This is a genomic window from Streptomyces sp. NPDC016469 (assembly GCF_040632905.1).
In the GTDB taxonomy this organism is placed as follows: domain Bacteria; phylum Actinomycetota; class Actinomycetes; order Streptomycetales; family Streptomycetaceae; genus Streptomyces.
In genome coordinates this window covers 196,325-210,174 of sequence record NZ_JBEYCQ010000008.1, presented here as the reverse complement: position 1 = coordinate 210,174, position 13,850 = coordinate 196,325, and the positions used below count along the sequence as shown (strand labels likewise).

Here is a 13,850-nt window from a genome sequence, read left to right as displayed (position 1 = left end):
GATCAGATCCAGCCGAGCTCCCACAGGCGCCACACGCCCGTGCCGTCGGAGAGGTACTGCGAGCCGGAGACGTCCGCCTTGGCGATGACGTAGTCCTTCTTCTGCCACAGCGGCACCAACGGCACGTCCTCGCCGACCAGCTTCTGGAGCTCCTTGAAGTCCCCCGCTGCGCGGCTGCGGTCGCTGTACTGCAGCGTGGCGCTGATCAGCTGGTCCATCTTCTTGCTGGTGTAGCCGTTGTGAAGACTGCTGTCGCGGCCGACGAGCGGCTGGCTGAAGGTGTCGGGGTCCGGGTAGTCCGGGAGCCAGCCGACGGTGTACATGTCGTACTCACCGGCGGCGTAGCCCTTCTGGAACCGGGTCCATTCGACGGCCTTGATCGTCACCTTGAAGAGCCCGGTGGCGTTCAGCTGACGCTGGATCTCCTTGGTCTCGTCGGTGTACTGGTCGCCCTCGCGGTAGGCGAAGGTGACGGCCAGCGGCGTCTGGACGCCGGCCTCGTCCATGAGCGCCTTCGCGCGCTTGGCGTCCGGCGAGGGGTAGGCGTCGAAGAACGGGGTGCTGTGCCCGATGGTGCCCTGCGGGATCAGCGAGTAGAGCGGTTCGACGGTGCCCTGGTAGATCTTGCTCACCAGCGGGCCGCGGTCGATGACCGCCGCGATCGCCTGGCGGACCTTGCGGTCGGCGAGCGGGGAGTCCTTGCGGACGTTGAAGACGAGGTTGCGGATCTCGGCGCTGTCCGCCTCGGTGACGCGCTTGTCGGTGTCACCCGGGTTCAGCTCGGCCAGCGTGGACGGCGGCAACTGACGGTGCGTCACGTCGACCTGGCCGGACTTCCAGGCCGAGAGGAGGTCGTCGGACTCCTTGTAGTACCGCACGGTGACCGGACCGCCGGTCTCGCTGATCGCGCCCTTGTACCGCGAGTTGGGCACGAGTTCGGCCTTCACGCCGGCCTCGTAGGACTTCAGGACGTACGGCCCCGAGCCCGTCACCTTGCCGTCGTTGCGCAGCTTGTGCTCCGAGTAGGCGTCCTTCTCCACGATCGCGCCGGCACCCGTGGCGATCTTCTGCGGGAAGGTCGCGTCGCGCGAGGAGAGGTTGAAGGTGATGGTCCGGCCCTCGGTGACCACGTTCTTCAGGCTGGGGAAGAGGACCGAGGGACCGACGTCCGTCTTGATCTCCAGCATGCGGTCGAACGAGTACTTGACGTCCTCGGCGGTCATCTCCTTGCCGTCCGAGAACGTCAGGTCGTCACGGAGCTTGCACTGGTACGTCTGCAGCTTGCCGCCGATGAAGCCACAGCTCTCGGCCGCGTCCGGCTCGGGGACGATCCCGCCGGACTTGAACGTCATCAGGGACTGGTAGACGTTGCTGTACATCGCCCAGGAACCGGCGTCGTAGGCGCCCGCCGGGTCGAGCGAGGTCACCGCGTCGGTCGTACCGACGACGACCGGATCGGAGTCCCCCTCGTCCGAGGGAAGGAGTTGCCAGGCGACCACGCCTGCGATGACCAATACCGCGAAAATCGCGAGAATCCGTAGCCGGATCGACCGCATTGACGTGCTCTCCCTTAACAGCCCCACCTCGGTGTCGCGCTCAGATACGCAGATCACCGCACGTTCACGCTCAGCAAATCACACGATTTTCACATCTGGAAGGGGAGATCAGAGGCTCATAGCCAATTGTTTGTCAGTCGAAACCTTTGACGCTTACGCCGAATACAGAGGGTTCCCGGCCGGTCACCCGTCCCGCCATTTCTCGCTCGCACGAGGGGGATTACGCCTGCCGGGAGGCGAGCTCGACCACGGTGATGTCGGACGGCGCGCCGACCCGCACGGGCGGTCCCCAGGCGCCGGCGCCCCGGGTGACGTAGAGCTGGGTGTCGCCGTAGCGTTCGAGCCCGGCGACCGTCGGGTTGGACAGCTCCGCCACGTAGTTGCCGGGCCACAGCTGGCCGCCGTGGGTGTGTCCGGACAGTTGCAGGTCCACGCCGTGCTCGACGGCCTCGTCGATCACCACGGGCTGGTGGGCCATGAGCACGACTGCGCGGGCGGGGTTGCGGTCCCCGAGGGCGCGGGCGAAATCCGGGCCCTGGCCCTCGCTCTCACCGGCGATGTCATTGACCCCGGCCAGATCGAAACCACCGGTCTCCACCCGGGCGTTCTCCAGCGGGTGCAGCCCCAATTCCCGTACATGATCAACCCATTGGGCCGCGCCGGAGTAGTACTCGTGATTGCCGGTGACAAAGAACGCGCCGTGCCGGGCGCGGAGGCCGGCGAGCGGTTCGGCGGCCGGGCCGAGATCCGCGACCGATCCGTCGACCAGATCACCGACGACCGCGATGAGATCGGGCTGGGTCCGGTTGACCGCGTCCACGATCCGTTGCGTATGGGAGCGGCCCAGGATCGGGCCCAGGTGAATATCGCTGACGACGGCGATGCGGAAACCGTGCGCGGCCCTCGGCAGCCGGGCGAGCGGAACGGTGACCCGCTTCACCCGGGGCCCGCGCAGCACGCCGTACGTCCCGTAGCCCACGGTCCCCAGCCCGGCCACGGCGGCGGCGCCCCCGACCGCCCGCGCCACGAACAGCCGCCGCGACGGGGAGGGCGCGGTGGCCTCCGGCCCGGGCGCGGCCTCCGGAGCCGACGCCGGTACGGGGACGGGCACCGGTTCCCGTACGGGCGCCGCCCCGGCCACCGCCCGGCGCGCGAGCCACCGGCGCAGCAGGGGCCGTACGGCCTCGCCGACGAGCAGGGCGAGCGTCAGGTAGAGGAGCGCGGCGAGCCAGAGGTACCCGGGCCAGGCCAGCGCCCGCTGGACCGGGAAGGGCGCGCCCGCGGGCCCGGCGGCCAGGGCGCCGACGCTGAGCAGCGGCAGCACGTACGCGGCGACGGTGCCGACCCTCCGCCACGGGCTGCCCTGAGCCGTCGTGTCACCGACGAACCGCCGCCACACATAGCGGTGCACGGCCACGAGCAGGGCGAGCACAGCGAGCACCGCCAGCACGGCCCCCACGACCCGCATACCTGCTCCCCCGCCCCGTTCGTCCCCGTACCGCCCGATTCAGGTCCCGGCCGGGACCAGTGGTTTCAAGCCTTTTCGGTGCGCAGGGCCCTGACGCCCCGGAACCCGATCCAGCCCACGGCCGTCCCCAGAAGAAAGGACGTGATGGCGAGCAGCAGATGCACCCAGAAGTACGCGGTCGGGTCACCGGCGTCGTCGAAGGCGAGGCCGCTGCCGTCCTTCCACAAATTCTTGGCGAAGGTGACCCAGATGATCCAAGACCACACCCCGAAGGCGAGCAGGAACCAGGAGACCGGGCGGCTGAGCTTCATGGATTCAGTATCGCCGCCGCGTTCCGGGTGGCTCGGGCGGGGTGGTCCGTCCCGGCGGTCCGCCCGGCGGGTCACACCGCCAGTACATATATTCACATCAACTGCATGTACGTTTTCGACCGTGCCAGCTCTCAAGAAGGCCGCGTTGGCGGTCACCTCTGCCGCCCTGCTGTCCGCTTTCGCCGTCACACCCGCCTCGGCGGCCGACGGGGACGACGACGCCCCCAAGCCTCCCGCGACCATGTCGCAGGTCGGTGGCGCGCAGCTGGGGCGGACCGGCACCCAGGTCAACCTCGGGCCCGGCGCCCCGGTGCTGCCCAAGGAGCTGACGGGCCGGTCGTGGATGGTCTCGGACGCGGAGACCGGCGAGGTGCTCGCCGCGCACAACGCGCACTGGCGGCTGCCCCCGGCCTCCACGCTGAAGATGCTCTTCGCGGACACCCTGCTCGACGATCCGGCCCTCCTGCCGAAGACGCGGGAGTACACGGTGAAGGACGAGGACCTCGCCGGCATGGGCGAGGGCAGCAGCCTCGTCGGCATCAAGGAGGACCTCAGCTACACGGTGCACGACCTGTGGCTCGGGGTCTTCCTGCGTTCGGGGAACGACGCGGTGCACGTACTGGCCTCGATGTACGGCGGTGTGCCGAAGACCGTCCAGGCCATGCAGGACCGCGCGGTGGAGCTCCAGGCGCTGGACACGCACGTGGTGTCGCCCGACGGGTACGACGCGCCCGAGCAGGTCTCCAGCGCGTACGACCTCTCGCTCTTCGCCCGTGACGGGCTCCAGAACCCGGACTTCCGGGAGTACTGCTCGACCGCCACCGCGCAGTTCCCCGGCGAGAAGAAGAAGGGCAAGAAGCGCGAGACCTTCGGCATCCAGAACACCAACCGCCTGCTCACCGGGGCCGACGGCGTCACCGCGTACAAGGGCATCGCGGGCGTCAAGAACGGCTACACCACGCACGCCGGCAACACGTTCACCGGCGTCGCCGAGCGCAACGGCAAGGTCCTCCTGGTCACCGTCATGCACCCGTCGTCCGAGGAGACGCACTCGGTGTACAAGGAGGCGGCCCGGCTCCTGGACTGGGGGTTCGCCGCGACCGGCAAGGTCACCCCGGTCGGTGAGCTGGTCCCGCCGAAGTCCGCGGTCACCGGCGACGGCGCGGACACCGAGGGCGCGGGCAAGGGCGCCGAGGCGGACAAGGCGGCCACGGACAAGGGCGGCCACGGACCGGACAAGGCGGCGCGGGCCGCGGCCACGACCGACGGCTCCAGCGGGGCCGGCATCGCGCTGGGCATCGTCGGCGGGGTGCTGGTCCTGCTGGCGGGCGGGGTGTTCCTGGTCAACCGGCGCTGGCCGCTGCCGGACCTGATGCGTCGCCGCCCCCGCCCGTGACGCGCCGGGCGGCGGGCGCGGGGTCCTCCTCCGCGTCCACCGCCGGGTCGTCCTCCTTGCCCGGCGTCGCCGTCCAGGCGGCGCAGAACAGCAGCAGCTTGGCCGTGAAGTTGATCCACAGCAGCAGGGCGATCGGCACCCCGAAGGCGCCGTACATGCTCTTCGACGCGACGCCCTTCATATAGCTGCCGAGCAGCAGCTTGAGCAGTTCGAACCCGACCGCGCCGAGCAGTGCGGCCACCATCAGCCGGCGGCGCGGCGGCTCGACGCCGGGCAGCAGCGTCAGCAGATAGAGCAGCAGCAGGAAGTCGGCGACGACGGCCACCAGCAGGGCGGCGATCCGCAGCAGCACCCCGCCCGCCCCGTTCTCGGGGATGTGGAGCAGGTCGGCGACCCAGCCCACGGCCACGGAGCCGACCGAGGAGATGGCGAGCGTCACCAGCGCCGCACCACCGAGACCGCACAGCAGCCCGGCGTCCTTGAGTTTGCGCAGGACCGGATTGCCCTCGTCCAGGTCGTCCCTCTCCCAGACGGCGCGCAGGCAGTCCCGCATCGAGCCGATCCAGCCGATACCGGTGAAGAGCAGCAGCGCACCGGCCACCAGACCGACCGTCCCCGCGTGGGCGACCAGGTTGTCGATGCCGAGCTGGTCGGAGATGCCGGGCACCTGCTCGGCGATCTTGTTCTCGATCGTGTTCAGCTGCTTGTCGGTCAGCAGTGCCGCACCGATCGCCGCGCCGACCGCGATCAGCGGGAAGAGCGCCAGGAAGCTGATGAACGTGATGGCCGCGGCCAGCCGGGTCCAGTGGACCCGCACCAGCGTCTCGTAACTGCGCCAGGCGTGCGTCTCCATCAGCCGGGAGACGAGTGGCCCGATGACGGGGAGTTTCTTCAGCCAGTCCATGGACCACGACTACCCCTCCGGCGCGCGAAAACCGAAGCCCGGTGGGAGGTACGGGAGATGACGGGGCCTCAATCACCCATTTCGGTGAGTGTTGTAACAAATCCCTCAAAGGTGTTATCCCGGGCGATACGGTCACCCTCATGTCTGTCGACACCGTGTCCCTGACCGGCTGGGGCCGCACCGCCCCGACGACCGCGCTGCGTTTCCGCCCCCGTAGTCACGAGGAGGCCGCGGCGACCGTGCTGGGCTGCGGGCCGCGCGGCTCGATCGCCCGGGGCCTGGGCCGGACGCACGGCGACGCGGCGCAGAACGCCGGGGGTTCGGTCCTCGACATGACGGGGCTCGACCGCGTCCGGACGATCGACGCGGCGGCCGGCCTGGTGGTCTGCGACGCGGGCACGACCCTGCACCGGCTGCGCGAGGTGATGCTGCCGCTCGGCTGGTTCCCGCCGGTGGTGCCCGGCGGGCGCTACGTCACGGTGGGCGGCGCGATCGGTTCGGACGCGCACGGCGACAACCACCGCGCGGCCGGCTCCTTCTCCCGCCACGTCACGGAGTTCGCGCTGCTCACGGCGGACGGCGAGGTGCGTACGGTGCGCCCGGGCACCCCGCTCTTCGACGCGACCGCCGGCGGTCTCGGCCTGACCGGGGTCATCCTCTCGGCCACGCTCCGGTTCCGGCCCGTCACCACGGCCCTGATGGCGGTCGACACGGAGCGGGCGGCCGGCCTGGACGACCTGCTGGCCCGGATGACGGGTGGCCACCGGCCCTACGAGTACGCCCGGATCGACCTCACCGCCCGGGGCCGGGCCACCGGCCGCGGCGTCCTGGTCCGCGCGGACCACGTCCCGGTACAGGCGCTCCCGGCGCACGCCCGGCGCACGGCCCTCGCGCTCGGTCCGGCGCGCCGCCCGCTCGCACTGCCGCTGCTGCCCCGCCTCTTCGGCCGGCTGTCCGCCACCGCGCTGAACGAGATCGGCTACCGCTCCGCGCCCCGGTCGCGCACCGGTGAACTCCAGCCGCTCGACGCCTTCTTCCGCGCCCTGGACGCCCGGCCGCACAGCAATCGCGTCTCCCCCACCGGCGGCCGCATCCACTACGCGTTCCTCGTCGGGCACGGGCAGGAGGAGACGCTGCGCCGGATCGTCGGGCGCATCGCCCGCAGCCGCTGCCCGTCCTTCCGGGCGGTGCTCAGGCGGTGCGGTGACGGCGGCCCCGGCTGGCTGTCCTTCCCGGCGCCGGGCTGGCACCTCTCCCTCGATCTGCCGGCCGGCCTGCCAGGGCTCGCCCGCTTCCTCGACTCGCTGGACGAGGAGGTGGCGGCGGCGGGCGGCCGGGTCTCCCTGACCGAGGACGCCCGGCTGCGCCCCGGCGCGCTCGCCGCGATGTACCCGCGACTGCCCGACTTCCGGGCGCTGCGGGCCGAACTGGACCCGAACGGGGCGTTCCGCTCGGACCTGTCCCGCCGGCTGTCGCTGTAGACCCTCTTCCCCTGCAAGGAGCGTTCCCGTGAAGGATGCCTTCGGTGCCCCGCAGTCCCTGCTCGTCCTCGGCGGCACGTCGGAGATCGGGCTCGCCACCGCACGCCGGCTGATCGCCCACCGCACCCGCACGGTCTGGCTGGCCGGCCGGCCCTCACCCGCCCTGGAGGCGGCGGCGGAGGACCTGCGCCACCGGGGGGCGTACGTGCAGACCGTGGCGTTCGACGCGCTGGACACCGAGTCCCACGAGACGGTCCTGGGCAAGATCTTCACCGAGGGCGACATCGACATGGTGCTCCTCGCCTTCGGCATCCCGGGCGACCAGGAGCGCGACGAGGAGGAACCGCTCGCGGCGGTCCGGGTGGCGCAGACGAACTACACCGGCGCGGTCTCCGCCGGTCTGGTGTGCGCGGGCGCGCTCCAGGCGCAGGGGCACGGCTCGCTGGTGGTGCTGTCCTCGGTGGCCGGTGAGCGGGCCCGCCGCGCGGACTTCATCTACGGGTCGAGCAAGGCGGGCCTGGACGTCTTCACGCAGGGCCTCGGCGACGCGCTGCACGGCACGGGGGTGCACGTCATGGTGGTCCGCCCGGGGCTCGTGGTCCCGGACGCGGCGGCGGTGCGGGGGGCCGGGGGGCCACTGGCGGCGATCCCGTTCACCCGGACGCCGCTGGTGACGACGCCGGGCGCGGTGGCGGACGCGATCGTGACGGGGCTGCGGAGGCGCTCGGAGACGGTGTGGGTGCCGGGGGCGCTGCGCGGGGTGATGTCCGCGCTGCGGCACATGCCCCGGCCGCTGTTCCGGCGGCTGCCGGTGTGAAGCCCGCTACGGGTGCAGGGACGGGGCGTCCAGGGTGCTGCCGCTCTGCGCGGGGACGGCGGGGCCGGTGCCGCCCGCGCCGAACGGGAACTCGTTGATCTTGCGCCAGACGCGGTCCAGGCGGCCCTGCTCGTACAGCGCGAAGGAGCCGCAGATCCAGGACGCCTCGTAGTCGGCGAGCTCCTCGTACGCCCGGTCCATCGCCGCTTCGGGGATGTCGTGGGCGACGGTCACGTGCGGGTGGTACGGGAACTGGAGCTCGCGCACCAGGGGCCCGGAGGCGTCCCGTACCCGCTTCTGGAGCCAGGCGCAGGCCGAGGCGCCCTCGACCACCTGGACGAAGACGACCGGGGACAGCGGGCGGAAGGTGCCCGTGCCGGACAGCCGCATCGGGAAGGGGCGGCCGCCGGTCGCGATCGAGGCGAGGTGCGCCTCGATCGCGGGCAGGTCGGCCGCCTCGGCCTCGGTCGGCGGCAGGAGGGTGACGTGGGTGGGAATGCCGTGTGCGGCAGGGTCCCCGAAGCTCGCGCGGCGCTCCTGGAGCAGGCTGCCGTAGGGCTCCGGGACCGCGATCGAAACGCCGAGCGTTACGGTCCCCACGTCGTTCTCCTCAATCCTCGGTGGTCTGTTTTCAGCCACTGACGGCCACAGGCTTCACGCCGCAAGTGTGCCGCCTGTGAGCCCTCCGCCGCCAGGGTCCTTGGACTCAGTGCTTGGCGGGCAGAAGGCCCATCCGGTCGTAGGTGAGCGCCAGGGTCTCGGCGGCCACGGCCCGCGCCTTCTCGGCGCCCTCGGCCAGGATGGAGTCCAGCGTCTCGGGGTCGTCCAGATATTCCTGCGTGCGCGTGCGGAACGGTGTGACGAAGTCGACCACGACCTCGGCGAGGTCCGTCTTCAGCGCGCCGTAGCCCTTGCCCTCGTACTTCTGCTCCAGCTCGGGCACCGGCACCTCGGTGAGCGCCGAGTAGATGGTCAGCAGGTTGCTGACGCCGGGCTTCTCGGCCAGGTCGAAGCGGATCACCGTGTCGGTGTCGGTGACGGCGCTCTTCACCTTCTTGGCGGTGGCCTTCGGCTCGTCCAGGAGGTTGATCAGGCCCTTCGGGTTCGCCGTCGACTTGCTCATCTTCGAGGACGGGTCCTGGAGGTCGTAGATCTTCGCCGTCTCCTTGAGGATGTACGGGTCCGGGACGGTGAAGGTCTCGCCGTAGGCGCTGTTGAAGCGCTCGGCGAGATTACGGGTCAGCTCCAGGTGCTGGCGCTGGTCCTCGCCCACCGGGACCTGGTCGGCCTGGTAGAGCAGGATGTCGGCGACCATGAGCATCGGGTAGGTGAACAGGCCGACCGAGGTACGGTCGGCGCTGTGCCGGGCGGACTTGTCCTTGAACTGCGTCATGCGGGACGCCTCGCCGAACCCGGCCAGGCAGTTCATGACCCAGCCCAGCTGGGCGTGCTCGGGCACATGGCTCTGGATGAACAGCGTGCAGCGCTCGGGGTCGAGCCCGGCGGCCAGCAGCTGGGCGACGGCGAACCGGGTGTTGGCCCGCAGCTGCGCCGGGTCCTGGGCGACGGTGATCGCGTGCAGGTCGACCACCATGTAGAAGGCGTCGTGGGACTCCTGCAGGGCCACCCACTGGCGGACCGCGCCGAGGTAGTTGCCGAGGTGGAACGAGCCGGAGGTGGGCTGGATTCCGGAGAGCACGCGGGGACGTTCAGAGGCCATGGGCTCATTGTCTCAGGTGTGCGGCCCTTCCCGGGCAGCCGGTGGAGGAATCGCCCGGCGGGCTGCCGCGGCGGAAATCGCGGGCGCGCCGTGAACCGAAGGTTTCCTCGCGGACGAACCGACCGACGATACAAAGTGGGCCCAACACCGGCCCACGCCGCACGACGATCGGAGATCCCGTGTCGACCACGGAAAACGCCATCGCCTCCGCCGAGGCGCACAGCGCGCACAACTACCACCCGCTGCCCGTCGTCGTCGCCACGGCGGACGGGGCCTGGATGACCGATGTCGAGGGCCGCCGTTACCTCGACATGCTGGCCGGATACTCGGCACTCAATTTCGGCCACAACAACCGCCGGCTGATCGACGCGGCGCGGGCGCAGCTGGAGCGGGTGACGCTCACCTCCCGGGCCTTCCACCACGACCGGTTCGCCGACTTCTGCACACGCCTGGCGGAGCTGTGCGGCATGGAGATGGTGCTCCCGATGAACACCGGCGCCGAGGCCGTCGAGACGGCGGTGAAGACCGCCCGCAAATGGGGCTACCGGGTCAAGGGCGTCCCGGACGGCATGGCGAAGATCATCGTCGCCGCCGACAACTTCCACGGCCGCACGACCACGGTCATCAGCTTCTCCACGGACCCGGAGGCCCGCGCCGACTTCGGCCCGTACACACCGGGGTTCGAGATCGTGCCGTACGGGGATCTCACCGCGATGCGCGAGGCCATGACGGAGAACACCGTGGCCGTGCTGATCGAGCCGATCCAGGGCGAGGCGGGCGTGCTGGTGCCGCCGCCCGGCTATCTCGCCGGGGTGCGGGAGCTGACCCGCGAGCGGGACGTGCTGTTCATCGCGGACGAGATCCAGTCCGGTCTGGGCCGGACCGGGAAGACCTTCGCCTGCGAGCACGAGGGCGTCGTGCCGGACGTGTACCTGCTGGGCAAGGCGCTGGGCGGCGGAGTGGTGCCGGTGGCGGCCGTGGTGTCGTCGGCGGCGGTGCTCGGCGTGTACCGCCCCGGGGAGCACGGCTCGACGTTCGGCGGCAACCCGCTGGCCTGCGCGGTGGCGCTGGAGGTCATCGACATGCTGGGCACCGGCGAGTACCAGCAGCGCGCCGCCGAGCTGGGCGACCACCTCCACCACGAGCTGGGGCTCCTGGCGGGCGGGGGCGCGGTGCGGGCCGTACGGGGACGCGGGCTGTGGGCGGGCGTGGACATCGAGCCGGAGCTGGGCACGGGCCGGGAGATCTCCGAACGGCTGATGGAGCGCCGGGTCCTGGCGAAGGACACCCACGGCTCCACGATCCGGATCGCCCCGCCGCTGGTGATCGGCAAGGAGGACCTGGACTGGGGTCTGGAGCAGCTGCGGGAGGTCCTGCGGGGCTGATGCGGAGGGCCGGGCCCGTCGCCCGCGGGGCCGGCCGGGGCCGCCCGGCCCCTCAGCCGAGCACCCGCAGCAGTGCCTCCAGCGCGCCCGTCCACGCGCTGTCCGTCGGGGTGCCGTAGCCGATGACCAGCGCCTCGCGCTTCAGGTCGGCGTCCGGGTGGCGGTAGAAGGCCAGGCCCTCGACCGCGAGGCCCTGCCAGGCCGCCGCCCGGATCGCCTCGGCCTCGCCGCCCTCCGGGAGTTCGAGGACGGCGTGCAGCCCGGCGGCGATCCCGCTCACCCGGATCCGCGGCGCCCGCTCGGCCAGCGCCGCGACGAGCTGGTCGCGGCGGTTGCGGTAGCGCAGCCGCATGGACCGCACATGCCGGTCGTACGCCCCCGAGGCCATGAACTCCGCGAGCGTCAGCTGGTCCAGCGCGCCCGGCGCCCAGTCGCTCGCCCCCTTCGCCCCGGCGATCTCGGCAGCCAGGGCGCGCGGCACCACCATCCAGCCGAGCCGCAGCCCCGGGGCCAGCGACTTGCTGGCGGTGCCCAGGTAGACGACGCGTTCCGGGTCCAGGCCCTGGAGGGCGCCGACCGGCTGGCGGTCGTAGCGGAACTCGCCGTCGTAGTCGTCCTCCAGGATCAGCCCGCCGGTGGCCCGTGCCCAGTCGACGGCCGCCGCCCGGCGGTCCGGGTGGAGCGGGACCCCGGTGGGGAACTGGTGCGCCGGGGTCAGCAGGACCGCGCCCGCGTGGCGCAGGGTGTGCAGCTCGCCGGTCCGGGTGCCGTGCTCGTCGAGCGGCAGGCAGGGGATGCGCAGCCCGGCATCGGTGAGCAGGCGGGTGTGGACGCCCAGACCGTACGACTCGACGGCCACCTCCCGCACCCGGCGCCCGCGCAGCACCTTGCCGAGCAGCATCAGGCCGTGCACGAAGCCGGAGCAGACGATGATCCGGTCCGGGTCGGCGTACACCCCGCGCGCCCGGGCCAGATATTCGGCGAGGACGGTGCGCAGCTCGATCCGGCCGCGCGGGTCTCCGTAGCCGAAGGCGTCGTTCGGCGCGGCGGACAGGGCGCGCCGGGCGGCCTTCAGCCACTCGGCGCGCGGGAAGGTGGCCAGGTCCGGGGTGCCCGGCTTCAGGCTGTACGCCGGTGCGCCGCGCGGCGGCCTGGCGCGGGGAGGCGCGGCCGCCGCCGGGGGCCGGGGATCGGCGCGGCGGGCCACCCGGGTGCCGGAGCCCTGGCGGGCGGTGAGCCAGCCCTCGGCGACGAGCTCCGCGTAGGCGTCGGCAACGGTGTTGCGGGCGATGCCCAGGTCGGCGGCGAGGGTGCGGGAGGACGGCAGGCGGGTGCCGGGGGTCAGCCTGCCGGTGCGGACGGCTTCGCGGAGGGCGTCCATCAGGCCGGCCCGCAGACCGGTCGAGCCGGTCGGGTCGATATGGAGGTCGGCACCGAAAGTGGCCCAGGCATCTGTCATGGAAATGGACCATACCGCTGCGCCACTCCCCCCGTAGCGTTGAGGGCATGACGACGAACGAGAACAGCGCGAACACCTCCGGATACTGCCCCGAGCACACCCCGCGCCTGGCCTGGTCCCAGCACGCCCCCGACGTCTACAAGGCGATGGCCCGTCTGGACGCCGTCGCCCGCAAGGGCGTCGACCCGGTGATCGCCGAGCTGGTGAAGATCCGCGCCTCGCAGATCAACCACTGCGCGTTCTGCCTGGACATGCACACCAAGGACGCGCTCGCGGCGGGCGAGTCGCTGGAGCGGATCATCCAGCTCAGCGCGTGGGAGGAGTCGCAGCACTTCTACACGCCGAAGGAGATCGCCGCGATCGAGCTGACCGAGGCGGTGACCGTGCTGACCGACGGCTTCGTGCCCGACGAGGTGTACGCGCGGGCCGCGAAGCACTTCGGCGAGGAGGAGCTGGCCCACCTCATCGCCGCGATCATCACGATCAACGCGTGGAACCGGTTCGCCGTGTCCACCCGCATGGTGCCGGGCCACTACACGCCCGGCGACCACGGCTGAGCGGCCCGGTGACCGCTTCGGGCCTGCGGGCCCTGCACCACGGCCGCGCCCCAGGCGACCCGCTGGTCCTCCCCGGCCCGTGGGACGCCGCGAGCGCCCGTGTCTTCGCGGACGCCGGATTCCCCGCGCTCGCCACGCCGAGCGCGGGGGTCGCCGCGTCCCTGGGATACGAGGACGGCTCGACGCCCGCCGCCGAGATGTTCGCGGCGGTGGCGCGGATCGCCCGGTCCGTCCCCGTACCGGTCTCCGCCGATGTCGAGGCGGGCTACGGGCTGGCGCCCGGCGAGCTGGTGGAGCGGCTGCTCGCGGCCGGGGCCGTCGGCTGCAACCTGGAGGACACGGTGGACGGGGTCCTGCTGGACGCCGGCCGGCAGGCGGACCGGCTGGCCGGGGTGCGGGCGGCGGCCGGGGACGCGCTCTTCGTGAACGCCCGGATCGACACGTACGTCACGGGCGTCCCGGACGGGGTGGACCCTGCGGCGGAGACCTTGCGCCGGGCGCGGCTCTACGCGGCGGCGGGCGCGGACTGCCTGTACCCGATCATGGCCCCGCCCGAGGTGTTCGGGCCGCTGGCCGGCGCCCTGCCGGGGCTGCCGCTGAACGCGCTGGCCCGCCCGGACGGGCCGGGGCCGGGCCGCCTCGGTGAGCTGGGCGCGACCCGGATCACCTTCGGGCCGGGCCTCCAGCGCCGGGCCATGGCCGCGCTGCGGGAGATCGCGGCCGGACTCTGACCGCGTAACGAACACCACGCCCCCGGCAGCTCTGCGGCTGCCGGGGGCGTGTGCGTGACCCTGGG

At 72.0% G+C, this 13,850-nt stretch carries 13 protein-coding genes; 6 read left to right on the top strand and 7 right to left on the bottom strand.

Annotated features, from left to right (window positions below):
- Window positions 1-2: 2 nt before the first annotated feature.
- The 3 genes from ABZ565_RS11915 to ABZ565_RS11905 form a co-directional block, all read right to left on the bottom strand.
- The gene (locus tag ABZ565_RS11915) at window positions 3-1,556 is read right to left on the bottom strand and encodes an ABC transporter substrate-binding protein (protein ID WP_361023913.1); all 1,554 of its coding nucleotides are present in this window, start codon (window positions 1,554-1,556) and stop codon (window positions 3-5) included.
- A gap of 220 nt (window positions 1,557-1,776) precedes the next feature.
- Window positions 1,777-3,024, bottom strand: coding sequence for a metallophosphoesterase (locus ABZ565_RS11910; RefSeq protein WP_361023910.1), 1,248 nt, complete (start codon window positions 3,022-3,024; stop codon window positions 1,777-1,779).
- A gap of 65 nt (window positions 3,025-3,089) precedes the next feature.
- On the bottom strand, window positions 3,090-3,335 hold the full coding sequence (locus ABZ565_RS11905; protein WP_018101105.1) for an SCO4848 family membrane protein: 246 nt from the start codon (window positions 3,333-3,335) through the stop codon (window positions 3,090-3,092).
- 121 nt (window positions 3,336-3,456) lie between these two features.
- Between ABZ565_RS11905 and ABZ565_RS11900 the strand changes: the two genes are divergently transcribed.
- Window positions 3,457-4,731, top strand: coding sequence for a D-alanyl-D-alanine carboxypeptidase (locus ABZ565_RS11900; RefSeq protein WP_361023906.1), 1,275 nt, complete (start codon window positions 3,457-3,459; stop codon window positions 4,729-4,731).
- Here ABZ565_RS11900 and ABZ565_RS11895 read toward each other — a convergent pair.
- On the bottom strand, window positions 4,679-5,635 hold the full coding sequence (locus ABZ565_RS11895) for a YihY/virulence factor BrkB family protein (RefSeq protein WP_361023903.1): 957 nt from the start codon (window positions 5,633-5,635) through the stop codon (window positions 4,679-4,681). The genes ABZ565_RS11900 and ABZ565_RS11895 overlap by 53 nt on opposite strands.
- A 140-nt stretch (window positions 5,636-5,775) precedes the next feature.
- Here ABZ565_RS11895 and ABZ565_RS11890 point away from each other — a divergent pair, with 140 nt between their 5' ends.
- Together ABZ565_RS11890 and ABZ565_RS11885 are read left to right on the top strand one after the other, a co-directional pair.
- Window positions 5,776-7,116: an FAD-binding oxidoreductase gene (locus ABZ565_RS11890; RefSeq protein ID WP_361023900.1), complete on the top strand. Its 1,341-nt coding sequence runs from the start codon at window positions 5,776-5,778 to the stop codon at window positions 7,114-7,116.
- A gap of 28 nt (window positions 7,117-7,144) precedes the next feature.
- Window positions 7,145-7,933, top strand: coding sequence for a decaprenylphospho-beta-D-erythro-pentofuranosid-2-ulose 2-reductase (locus ABZ565_RS11885; protein ID WP_361023897.1), 789 nt, complete (start codon window positions 7,145-7,147; stop codon window positions 7,931-7,933).
- A gap of 6 nt (window positions 7,934-7,939) precedes the next feature.
- On the opposite strand, the gene ABZ565_RS11880 is transcribed toward ABZ565_RS11885, so the two are convergent.
- Both ABZ565_RS11880 and trpS read right to left on the bottom strand, forming a co-directional pair.
- The gene (locus ABZ565_RS11880; RefSeq protein ID WP_361023894.1) at window positions 7,940-8,533 is read right to left on the bottom strand and encodes a 2'-5' RNA ligase family protein; all 594 of its coding nucleotides are present in this window, start codon (window positions 8,531-8,533) and stop codon (window positions 7,940-7,942) included.
- Between the two features lie 106 nt (window positions 8,534-8,639).
- On the bottom strand, window positions 8,640-9,653 hold the full coding sequence (gene trpS, locus ABZ565_RS11875; protein ID WP_361023891.1) for a tryptophan--tRNA ligase: 1,014 nt from the start codon (window positions 9,651-9,653) through the stop codon (window positions 8,640-8,642).
- A gap of 179 nt (window positions 9,654-9,832) precedes the next feature.
- On the opposite strand from trpS, the gene rocD reads away from it, so the two are divergent.
- Window positions 9,833-11,038 carry an ornithine--oxo-acid transaminase gene (gene rocD, locus ABZ565_RS11870; protein WP_361023888.1) on the top strand — a complete coding sequence of 402 codons (1,206 nt, stop codon included), beginning with the start codon at window positions 9,833-9,835 and terminating at the stop codon, window positions 11,036-11,038.
- 52 nt (window positions 11,039-11,090) lie between these two features.
- On the opposite strand, the gene ABZ565_RS11865 is transcribed toward rocD, so the two are convergent.
- Entirely contained in the window at window positions 11,091-12,497 is a 1,407-nt protein-coding gene (locus ABZ565_RS11865; protein WP_361023885.1) for a PLP-dependent aminotransferase family protein, read from the bottom strand.
- Window positions 12,498-12,544: 47 nt separating this feature from the next.
- On the opposite strand from ABZ565_RS11865, the gene ABZ565_RS11860 reads away from it, so the two are divergent.
- Together ABZ565_RS11860 and ABZ565_RS11855 are read left to right on the top strand one after the other, a co-directional pair.
- Window positions 12,545-13,054, top strand: coding sequence for a carboxymuconolactone decarboxylase family protein (locus ABZ565_RS11860; protein ID WP_361023882.1), 510 nt, complete (start codon window positions 12,545-12,547; stop codon window positions 13,052-13,054).
- An 8-nt stretch (window positions 13,055-13,062) separates the two neighbouring features.
- Entirely contained in the window at window positions 13,063-13,785 is a 723-nt protein-coding gene (locus tag ABZ565_RS11855) for an isocitrate lyase/phosphoenolpyruvate mutase family protein (RefSeq protein ID WP_361023879.1), read from the top strand.
- Window positions 13,786-13,850 lie beyond the last annotated feature (65 nt).

Excerpts from the sequence above, each read along its gene's own strand:
- ABZ565_RS11895 (WP_361023903.1), bottom strand. The coding sequence starts at position 5,635 with ATGGACTGGCTGAAGAAACTCCCCGTCATCGGGCCACTCGTCTCCCGG.
- ABZ565_RS11905 (WP_018101105.1), bottom strand. The coding sequence starts at position 3,335 with ATGAAGCTCAGCCGCCCGGTCTCCTGGTTCCTGCTCGCCTTCGGGGTG.
- ABZ565_RS11915 (WP_361023913.1), bottom strand. The coding sequence starts at position 1,556 with ATGCGGTCGATCCGGCTACGGATTCTCGCGATTTTCGCGGTATTGGTC.
- ABZ565_RS11890 (WP_361023900.1), top strand. The coding sequence starts at position 5,776 with ATGTCTGTCGACACCGTGTCCCTGACCGGCTGGGGCCGCACCGCCCCG.
- trpS (WP_361023891.1), bottom strand. The coding sequence starts at position 9,653 with ATGGCCTCTGAACGTCCCCGCGTGCTCTCCGGAATCCAGCCCACCTCC.
- ABZ565_RS11910 (WP_361023910.1), bottom strand. The coding sequence starts at position 3,024 with ATGCGGGTCGTGGGGGCCGTGCTGGCGGTGCTCGCTGTGCTCGCCCTG.
- ABZ565_RS11865 (WP_361023885.1), bottom strand. The coding sequence starts at position 12,497 with ATGACAGATGCCTGGGCCACTTTCGGTGCCGACCTCCATATCGACCCG.
- ABZ565_RS11860 (WP_361023882.1), top strand. The coding sequence starts at position 12,545 with ATGACGACGAACGAGAACAGCGCGAACACCTCCGGATACTGCCCCGAG.